The following is a 3,019-nucleotide window of genomic DNA, read 5'->3' as shown; positions in this document are numbered from 1 at the left end:
GGTGCACGGCGCAAGCATCGGTGAGACCCTCTCCCTGATCCCGATCATCGAGCGGCTGACGCAGCGCGGTCTTTCGGTTCTCGTCACATCCGGAACCCGCACGTCGGCGGGTCTGATCTCACGCCGCCTGCCGCCCGGTGCGTTCCATCAATTCGTGCCCCTCGACGTACCACGCTACAACCGGCGCTTTCTCGATCACTGGAAACCGGATCTCGCCCTGGTGGCAGAATCGGAGATCTGGCCGAACATGGTCGTCGAGCTCGACCGTCGTCACGTTCCGCTCGTCCTGGTCAACGGCCGCGTCTCCGATCGCTCGTTCCGACGCTGGCAGAAACTGCCCGGGATCATCCGATCCCTGCTCGAGCGCTTCGCCCTATGCCTTGCTCAGACGCAAGGAGACGCCGAGCGGCTCGCGCGGTTGGGCGCGCCGCGCGTGATCATGGCGGGCAATTTGAAATTCGACGCGCCGCCGCCGCCGGCCGATCCCCGGGTGGTCGCACACCTGTCGGGCCTCATCGCYGGCCGGCCCGTCTGGGTTGCCGCCAGTACTCATCCGGGCGAGGAAACCGCTATCGTGGCGGTCCATCGGGCGCTCCTGCAGCGCCACCCGAATCTCCTCACCATCATCGCACCGCGCCATCCCCAGCGCGGCGCCGACGTGGCGGCGATCGCAGAACGCGCAGGCCTTCGCGCTGCGCAACGCTCCGCAGGGATCCATCCCGACCGGGCGACAGACGTCTATGTCGCCGACACGGTGGGAGAGATGGGATTGTTGTACCGCCTGTCGCCCGTGGTGCTGGTCGGCGGCTCGCTCGTCGAGCATGGCGGCCAGAACCCGATCGAACCGGCAAAGCTCGGTGCTGCAATCCTCCACGGACCGCACGTGCACAATTTCAGGGACATCTACACCGCCCTCGACAACGCGCGTGGCGCGCTTCTCGTGAAAGACAGCTCGGCGCTCGCTCGCGCCTTGAGCCAGCTTCTCACCAACACCGCGATCACGCGACAGATGGCGCGTGCAGCCTCGGACGCCGTGCAGGAAATGGGTGGCGCGGTCGAGCGCACGATGCAAACGATCGAACCGTTCATCGTGCAAGCCAAGATCGGGGCGAAACGCTGATGCGCGCGCCCGCCTTTTGGTGGCGGAGCAAGCCCACTTTTCTATCGTCTTTGCTGCGCCCGATCGCCTGGATCTACGGATCCATCGCCGCGCACCGCATGGCGCGGCGCGGCGCGAAAGCCGCCCTCCCCGTCATCTGCATCGGCAATTTCACCGCAGGCGGCGCAGGCAAGACGCCGACGGCCCTGCTCGTCGCGGAATGCTTGTCGGCATCGGGGGAAAAACCCGCGTTCCTATCGCGAGGTTACGGCGGAAAGCTGGCGGGCCCGGTCGCGGTTGCGAGCACGCACGACGCGCGCGACGTGGGCGACGAGCCTTTGCTTCTGGTTCGTGCGGCGCTCGCGATCGTCTCGCGCGACCGTCCAGCCGGCGCCAGGCTGGCAAGCGCGATCGGCGCTACGGCGATCGTGATGGATGACGGATTGCAGAACGCATCGCTCGTGAAGGATTTGGCGATCGCGGTTGTGGACGGTGCCACCGGAATCGGGAACGGGCTGCCGCTTCCCGCAGGTCCCTTACGGGCTCCGCTCGATGCGCAATGGCCGCACGTGGATGCGGTCGTCGTGATCGGCGACGGCGCGCCGGGCGAGGCTGTCATCGCCGAAGCGCGGCGGCGAGAGAAACCGTCTTTTCGCGCGGCCCTCGTTCCCGAGCCGCGTGCGGCGGCGCAGGTGAGCGGGCGCCACGTTCTTGCGTTTGCTGGAATTGGCCGACCGGAAAAATTCTTCGACACGCTTCGAGCGTGCGGGGCCATCATCGTGGCAACGCGCGCCTTTCCGGATCACCAGCCCTACGACGCGCAGACACTGCGTGAATTGGCGTCGGAAGCAGAACAACGCGGCCTCACTCTCGTGACGACTGAAAAGGACCTGGTGCGGATCGGCCGCGAACCGAACAACCGGCCGAACTCCGAAATCCTATCGCTGCCGGTCTCGCTACAGGTCGCTGACAGTAAGGCGTTTCGCGATCTCGTTCTGGCGCGCATCGGCAAAGCCGAGCGAATGCGGACCGACTAGTCTCGGCTGCGGGGCGTGCGGCCCAGGCGCGTGCTCACCGCCTCCGGCGAGGAATACGCCTCCTGCCGCTCGACGCTCCAGTACTTCAAATCGTCGAGAAGAATTTCCTCACCCGTAACGGCGCACCGCACGAACGTCCCCGGCTTCACGACGCGAAAATCGCTGTCGAGATACTGGACGACGGCCTCGCCGCCATGGCTGTCGAAACGGTTCAGCATGATGATGACAATATAGGAGCAGCGGCCGTCAGAACAAAGCACCCTGTTCGGTCGGTGGCGTTTTTGTTTTCGCCGCCTTGGGCTTGACCTGCCCGCGCCCGCCGGTCGCCTCCGCGGTCCCGTCGGCGAATTCGAGCAGCAACGCCCTTCCTTCCGTAATCTCGTCGAATCCATGCAGAGGCTGGCCATCCGCGTCGCGGACGAGCGCGTATCCACGCGCCAGGACTGCCTTGTAGTTCAAGCTGTCGAAGAGTTGCACCAGCGCGTCATAGCGGTTGCGCTTGCGCGCGATCTGCCCCGCCAACGCGGGATCGAGACGTTCGCTCAACCGCTGCACCAGTTCGCGCTTTTGTCCGATCCGCGTGATCTCGGCGCGGACCATGGTGCCTCGCGCCGCAGCCAACCTTTGACGCAACTGATCGAGCCGTGCGGCGTGCTGGCCGAGCGTGCGATCCATTGCATGGCGCGGCCGCTCGCCGAGCGCATCGAAACGCGCGCGCAAGGCCGCGATCCGTGAAGCCGGCGAAAATCGCGCCAGGCGACGTGCCGCTTCGTTCAACTTGTTCTCGTGATCGCGCGCATTGCGCGACAGAGCCGGTCCCAGCTTCGCCGCAGCCAGATCGAGCCTTTGTCGCTYGGGTGCGAAAAGTGCATCCGGTGTCGGC

The 3,019-nt window shown here is 65.9% G+C and carries 4 protein-coding genes; 2 read left to right on the top strand and 2 right to left on the bottom strand.

Annotated elements, in window-relative coordinates:
- Both AC1DT3_RS16665 and lpxK read left to right on the top strand, forming a co-directional pair.
- On the top strand, window positions 1-1,120 hold a 1,120-nt coding region (locus AC1DT3_RS16665; RefSeq protein WP_477466357.1), incomplete at its 5' end, for a 3-deoxy-D-manno-octulosonic acid transferase.
- Window positions 1,120-2,136 carry a tetraacyldisaccharide 4'-kinase gene (gene lpxK, locus AC1DT3_RS16660; protein WP_477466356.1) on the top strand — a complete coding sequence of 339 codons (1,017 nt, stop codon included), beginning with the start codon at window positions 1,120-1,122 and terminating at the stop codon, window positions 2,134-2,136. The genes AC1DT3_RS16665 and lpxK, both read left to right, overlap by 1 nt.
- Here the strand turns inward: lpxK and AC1DT3_RS16655 are convergent.
- Window positions 2,133-2,354, bottom strand: coding sequence for a DUF2093 domain-containing protein (locus AC1DT3_RS16655; protein ID WP_477466355.1), 222 nt, complete (start codon window positions 2,352-2,354; stop codon window positions 2,133-2,135). The two genes, lpxK and AC1DT3_RS16655, sit on opposite strands and share 4 nt — an antisense overlap.
- A gap of 28 nt (window positions 2,355-2,382) precedes the next feature.
- The coding region (locus AC1DT3_RS16650; protein ID WP_477466354.1) for an exodeoxyribonuclease VII large subunit at window positions 2,383-3,019 on the bottom strand (637 nt) is incomplete at its 5' end.

The sequence above is a fragment of the Microvirga sp. P4_G7 genome, assembly GCF_056401005.1.
Note: the sequence above shows the minus strand (reverse complement) of the source record. Positions and strands in the feature narration are given on the sequence as shown.